Raw genomic sequence first — 5604 nt, forward strand, 5'->3', positions numbered from 1 at the left:
TTCTCATCCATCATCATGGTCCTCAATTTAAAACCGTTCTGGAACAGCAGACAGTCCGCAATAGTTTGATTCTTGTATGCAGTCTATGTATTTCTCAATCAACTCTTTCTGTTCGTCCAACATTGTAAATCAATTCCCAAAGGATAATTTCTTCCGCCCGATTGTAAATGTTGTTCATAGCTTGTACCCATGCCATCTGGTCACTGGCTTTCAGTTCCTCAGTCACGCCCTCAGCGGCCTTCATCTGCTCAACAATCAGGGACAAACGCTCCTGTACCTGCTCGTTCAAATCGGCAAGGTAAGTCCAGAGCTGGCCGTCCAGAACCAAATCATTGAACATCATTGGATTGTGCTCTTTCAGATACTCTCGGTGCATCCGCCCATATTTCCCGATAGGGCGTTCCTTATTGGGAAGCTTCAGATCCGGGATGTAGTAATCTCCAACTAATACATATTCCATATTGTTGATACTCTTTTTGTTTTCCATAAACTTGACCTCGATTTCAAAATTTTTGTCACATCGAGACTCACTGGTGTAGTAGTGGTGTAGTAGCACTACCTTCAAGCCTGAAAAACCTTGATATTACAGGGGATTTTAGAGATTTCTGCACGTATTGCCGTGACAGATGAATAATACTTTTATCATAGTTTTGATTTACTCCTTTTTGCCCTAAAACGCCTTGATTTGCAAGGGTTTTAGGGGATTTTGTTAAACGCTCTGAAATTACGGATTGTGGCAAATCAGAGCAGAACTGAGCATGTTGTTACTACCTGTTAGTAGTAAAATTGGTAGTAAAACGGAAAGAGTTACTACTAAGAATTTTGCTCTTGATTTTGAAGTTTCTCAATCATCTGTCGAAAAACATTCATAGGAAGTACACAATCTTCATCAAGATGCTTTTCTAACTTTATCCAATCTAAGTGCTCATCCATTACATAATTTTTAACATCGTCAGAAACATTTACTCCAATCACCTCTAACACAGCAATGACTCAAATCCATTTCTTCTGAGAATATTCCGTAACCTGCTCGACATTCCAATATCATCATAATTTGTTTTTTCAGCGTACATAAAAGTTCCCTTTTGTCATTTTATTTGTCATATAACTTATCAACCTCTGCTTCATATACTGATTCAGTATGAGTATCAAACAGCACCCATTCCACCAAATCAAAGCTGTCCGGATTATCCTGCAAGAACCCGTTTACTGTATGTACTGCAATCTTTGCTGCCAACTCAACTGGAAAACTATATATTCCCGTTGATATAGAAGGAAATGCAATAGACCTGATTCCATTATCCATTGCCAGCTTCATGGAATTAAAATAGCAGTTAGCAAGAAGTTCCTCTTCTCTATTCCTTCCACCATTCCATATCGGTCCTACAGTATGTATCACATAATCACATGGCAGATTATAGGCTTTTGTTATCTTTGCTTCTCCAGTCTCACATCCGTGAAGTGTCCTGCACTCCGCCAGAAGCTCCGGTCCTGCTGCTCTATGAATCGCACCATCTACACCGCCTCCACCAAGAAGAGAGTTGTTTGCTGCATTCACGATTGCCTGCACCTCTGTTACTTTTGTTATGTCTCCCATTAAAGTCTTAATTAAGTACATTTAGTTCCATCCTTTCCAGATATCCGGCTGATAACCAAGTGTTGATTGCTTTCCGTTTCTTACTACTGGTGTTTTAATTACCTGTGGATTCTCAATCACCTTGTCGAGCTTATCTTCATCTGCGATATACTTAATAAGAGCAAGTAAATCCTTGTCCTTGCCATCCCAATTAACCATATTTTCTAATCCACCATTTGCCTGAGCTACTGAATTAAATTCTCCTTTGCTCATACCTTTTTCTTTCATATCAATGAACTGATACTTTATGCCCCGCTCCTTGAAAAAACGCTCCGCCTTCTTAGTATCATTGCATTTCTTTGTTCCAAATATCTGTATATTCATATCAGTATTCCTTCTCTATCTCTCCATTTATTCCATACATTTTCTTGAATGCATCAAGGTCTGCCTGGTTCTTAATCAGCATAATCTCTTCTATCTTACCTGTATGAATGTCCTTAAAGCCTGCAACCTGCTCGCCATTACATATGCTCGCTTTGATTACTGGTTTTTTTCTTTATCATATGTCTTTGTAACTATCTTTTTCTTAAATAGTCCCACTCTGAGTACCTTCTTTTGACTTTGCCATCAGTATAAGTTTTTCAAAGGACTGTGCAAAGCGTACATCATCTTCTTCTGTACGCTTTCTCGGTCCTTTCATATGATTCTTATGAGAGCTACGCCTTGCCTTCTTGTTAAGATGGCGCTCCATAAGCATCTGATCTATGTTCTCATTCGTGTACCACTTGCCTGATTGGTGAATAGCATATGCACCTTTTCCAAGAGCCATAGCAGCGACACCATAATCCTGCGATACTACTACATCCCCTTTATGGCAAATACTAATCAGCTTATAATCTACAGCATCTGCTCCTGCACCTACTACAATCACTTCGCTGTAATCAGAATACAAAATATGATTCGTATCACACAACAAGGTGGTAGAAATATTATATTTCTCTGCTATTGTCTCAACAATATCCACTACCGGACACGCATCTGCATCTACAAATATCTGCATATTTTTCCTCAAATCCACATCATATCAGTTGTGATTAACTGGTGTTCGTACTTCTATAAGATTTCCTGATGGATCATAAAATCTTACAAGCTTCTGTCCACCTTCAAGTTCCATTAATTCCGTAACATAACTTACAACATACTTGCCAGACTCCAGTTTTTCAATAATACCTTCTATATCATTATCTTCAAAATAAAGTTCTGTCATATTGTTATGTGGAGTTGTAGGTATTTCTGTACTGTCATACCATACATCTACATCCTGTAATACAAGCCCCTCAGACATTATTACATTACCTTCCAGCCTTGTAATCACACGCAATCCAAACAGTTCTTCATAAAAATCAATTGATTCGTCAATATTATCAACAATGATCAATACATTTTTCAAACTCATATTTTTTGTTCCTGCCTCTCCATTTCTCGTTGAATCCATGTCATAATTACATCTACAAGGTAATCCTGCTGCACCTGACTCAATTCCTTTCCTGGCTGCATTTTATGCCACTTTCGTATGCACTCCCTACAACATGTTGCCGTTGCGTGCTGAGCAATAAATACTGGGTGACCTTTCATCGGTGTTTGTTTACCATCATTCGCTATATATGCGGGAGCTTCTCTCTTTGCAATAAATTCCTTTACATGTTGCCGGATTGTATCCAACCTTTTTTCATGTATGTAATCAATATCTTTCTGTTTCAGATGAAAACTGCTTCGGAACTTTGAATTATCCAGTCGCTCAAATAACTGCCTGTACCATTCATCCTTAGTCATTAAAACTTCACTACTTCCAGCTCATGGGATGGACCGGTTGTGACACTGCCGCTCGACGCTTCCCCGTCCTTTGAGATCGGAATCGCCGCCCCCGTACGGGAAATGCAGTCGCCTGCGGCAGCAGAACTGATGAAATTTATGCAGAAGGATCTGATTCATGCCTTCGAGTAATCTATACGAACATCCGCTTTTTATACATTATTCGTCCTTCTTCACCTGTCGTAGCACCTCCTCCGGCACCGAATCCAACAGATAATTTTTATGTCCGCTATGCGGTCGGTTGGTATGCTCACGTGTCTGATTCTTCACACGGTCTACCTCTTCCTCAAAATCCCGCGCCGAATACAGCCCGCAGCCCTGCCCACGGATGATGATCTGTTCCAGACGGTCGGAGGTCGCTACCATCACCGTATATTTCCTCCCATTTTCATGGGCAAATTTTTCGATGTACTGATCAGCTGTCTCCGCCTCTTTCGTAAAGACTACATGAATGTTGTGGTAATCCGTCACCTCCGTCCGGTGTCCCTGCACCCGGTAAGCATCGAACACCGCTATCACCTCGATACCGCGGCTTCCCTGATAATCGCATAGAATATCCAGCAGCTTACCACGGGCGCTGTCAATGTTGATCTTTGCCAGCTCATTTAACTCGTCCCAGGAAAAAATAATGTTGTAGCCATCTACCAGCAGATATTCCCGAACCGCTGATGCCATTTTTCCTTTGGAGCTGCCAGTTCTGCTGTCCTGTCTGCCACTTTCCGGCGCTTTTCCTGCATGCTCAAATCCCCCTGCATTTCCAGCCACGGATCCTCCTGATTTTCCCACATTTCCAAATGTCGAAGCTCCAGCTGTCCCGGCTTTCGAATCGCTCTTCTGTCTCACCGCTTCCTGTCTCCGCGCCGTTTCTCCATACACACCCGCGCCGTACTGCTGCACTGGTCGTTTACTGGTTCCGCCCCAGCGGCGTTTTCCGCCGTCTTCCTTTTTATTGGCATGATAGGTGCGTGCCAGAATCGCATCGACCTCATCCGTTCCAATCCACATCTCCTCGACAGAACCTCCGCCCTGTCCGTCGGAGGAACGTGCGCCTGCTTCAATCGCCTCCATCCGCCGCTTTCCATTGGACGCACCCAGGCAGCTTTCCAGATGCATGTAATCTTTGACCTCGTCCCAGTTGACGACAAATCCAGCTCCGTGTGCACAGAAAACAGATCCGCTCGGGTTTGCCAGATCCGCATCCGGATCATACCCGGCTGCCGCAATGATTTCTTCTTCATTGTGGCACGGTCCGTAGCCATCGAGCGTGCAGATCATCTGTCCCAATCCGCCCGTGTACGCCGTCACCTCCGTCTGATATCCATCGAGTGCCGATACCGGGGCACGTCCGGTTAATATTGCCTGCCCGTCCTCCAGCGCCGGTCCCTCAAAGACGGCAAACCGCCGCTCCAGATCGGTCATTGCACGTCCCACCATCTTGTCCGGTATCGTCAGGTGAAAGGCATAAAATGGTTCCAACAGCACCGAATGCGCCTGCATCAGTCCCTGACGGACCGCCCGGTACACGGACTGTCGGAAATCGCCGCCTTCTGTATGTTTCACATGGGCGCGTCCCGATTTCAGCGTAATTTTCATATCCGTGATCGGCGCCCCAATCAGAACACCCCGGTGTACTTTTTCTTCCAGATGCGTCAGCACCAGTCGCTGCCAGTTTTTACTTAAAATATCTTCACTGCAATCGGTATCAAATACCAGCCCGCTGCCCGGTTCTCCCGGCTCCAGAAGCAGATGTACCTCCGCATAATGGCGGAGCGGCTCAAAATGCCCGACACCCTCGACCGTATCGGTGATCGTTTCTTTATATACAATGCTGCGCCCGCCAAACCGGACATTTACCCCAAAACGCTCTGCAATCAGGCTTTTCAGAATCTCCATCTGGATCTCGCCCATGATCTGGGCGTGAATCTCTTTCTTTTCTTCCTCCCAGACAATATGAAGCTCCGGCTCTTCTTCCTCTAATTGAAGCAGTTTCGGCAGCATCGCCGCCGCATCCACATCCTCCGGAAGCTCGACGCGATACGTCAAAACCGGCTCCAGCACCGGTTCCGCGCCCATTTCACAGACTCCAAGCCCCTCGCCCGGTTTCGTGTGCAAAAGTCCCGTTGCCGCACAAATCATACCCGCCGGTGCCTCGCTCA

Annotated in this window: 8 protein-coding genes and 2 pseudogenes (1 of these 10 only partly in view); 1 reads left to right on the top strand and 9 read right to left on the bottom strand. The window is 44.7% G+C overall.

What is annotated here, in order from left to right; translation table 11 throughout:
* Positions 1 to 94: 94 nt before the first annotated feature.
* From QVO97_RS03175 to QVO97_RS03210, 8 genes and pseudogenes are all read right to left on the bottom strand, one after another.
* A complete protein-coding gene (locus QVO97_RS03175; RefSeq protein WP_022358964.1) occupies positions 95 to 487 on the bottom strand; it encodes a TnpV protein in 393 nt (130 codons plus the stop codon).
* Between the two features lie 326 nt (positions 488 to 813).
* On the bottom strand, positions 814 to 984 hold the full coding sequence (locus QVO97_RS03180) for a hypothetical protein (protein WP_182457250.1): 171 nt from the start codon (positions 982 to 984) through the stop codon (positions 814 to 816).
* A gap of 109 nt (positions 985 to 1093) precedes the next feature.
* Positions 1094 to 1618 (bottom strand): O-acetyl-ADP-ribose deacetylase, encoded by a 525-nt coding sequence (locus tag QVO97_RS03185; protein ID WP_022358965.1) that lies wholly within the window; start codon positions 1616 to 1618, stop codon positions 1094 to 1096.
* Complete coding sequence (locus QVO97_RS03190; protein ID WP_022358966.1) at positions 1619 to 1960, bottom strand: arsenate reductase family protein; 342 nt, start codon at positions 1958 to 1960, stop codon at positions 1619 to 1621.
* 1 nt (position 1961) lies between these two features.
* A pseudogene (locus QVO97_RS03195) lies at positions 1962 to 2176 on the bottom strand (aspartate dehydrogenase).
* Positions 2163 to 2636: a YaiI/YqxD family protein gene (locus tag QVO97_RS03200; RefSeq protein WP_022358967.1), complete on the bottom strand. Its 474-nt coding sequence runs from the start codon at positions 2634 to 2636 to the stop codon at positions 2163 to 2165. The pseudogene QVO97_RS03195 and the gene QVO97_RS03200 overlap by 14 nt, the downstream one beginning before the upstream one ends.
* Positions 2637 to 2660: 24 nt before the next feature.
* Positions 2661 to 3071 (bottom strand): VOC family protein, encoded by a 411-nt coding sequence (locus tag QVO97_RS03205; protein WP_337376326.1) that lies wholly within the window; start codon positions 3069 to 3071, stop codon positions 2661 to 2663.
* The gene (locus tag QVO97_RS03210) at positions 3029 to 3409 is read right to left on the bottom strand and encodes a DUF4186 domain-containing protein (RefSeq protein WP_288188773.1); all 381 of its coding nucleotides are present in this window, start codon (positions 3407 to 3409) and stop codon (positions 3029 to 3031) included. Before QVO97_RS03210 ends, QVO97_RS03205 begins: the two co-directional genes overlap by 43 nt.
* 39 nt (positions 3410 to 3448) lie before the next feature.
* On the opposite strand from QVO97_RS03210, the gene QVO97_RS03215 reads away from it, so the two are divergent.
* Positions 3449 to 3580 carry a hypothetical protein gene (locus QVO97_RS03215; protein WP_279221096.1) on the top strand — a complete coding sequence of 44 codons (132 nt, stop codon included), beginning with the start codon at positions 3449 to 3451 and terminating at the stop codon, positions 3578 to 3580.
* Positions 3581 to 3607: 27 nt separating this feature from the next.
* On the opposite strand, the pseudogene QVO97_RS03220 reads toward QVO97_RS03215, so the two are convergent.
* A pseudogene (locus QVO97_RS03220) lies at positions 3608 to 5604 on the bottom strand (NYN domain-containing protein) (its annotated part continues 788 nt past the right edge of the window); the annotation flags it as partial.

This window comes from Clostridium sp. CAG:43 (assembly GCF_000434655.1).
Lineage (GTDB): Bacteria > Bacillota > Clostridia > Lachnospirales > Lachnospiraceae > Otoolea > Otoolea fessa.

Excerpts from the sequence above, each read along its gene's own strand:
- QVO97_RS03175 (WP_022358964.1), bottom strand. The coding sequence starts at position 487 with ATGGAAAACAAAAAGAGTATCAACAATATGGAATATGTATTAGTTGGA.
- QVO97_RS03185 (WP_022358965.1), bottom strand. The coding sequence starts at position 1,618 with ATGTACTTAATTAAGACTTTAATGGGAGACATAACAAAAGTAACAGAG.
- QVO97_RS03190 (WP_022358966.1), bottom strand. The coding sequence starts at position 1,960 with ATGAATATACAGATATTTGGAACAAAGAAATGCAATGATACTAAGAAG.
- QVO97_RS03200 (WP_022358967.1), bottom strand. The coding sequence starts at position 2,636 with ATGCAGATATTTGTAGATGCAGATGCGTGTCCGGTAGTGGATATTGTT.
- QVO97_RS03205 (WP_337376326.1), bottom strand. The coding sequence starts at position 3,071 with ATGGATTCAACGAGAAATGGAGAGGCAGGAACAAAAAATATGAGTTTG.
- QVO97_RS03210 (WP_288188773.1), bottom strand. The coding sequence starts at position 3,409 with ATGACTAAGGATGAATGGTACAGGCAGTTATTTGAGCGACTGGATAAT.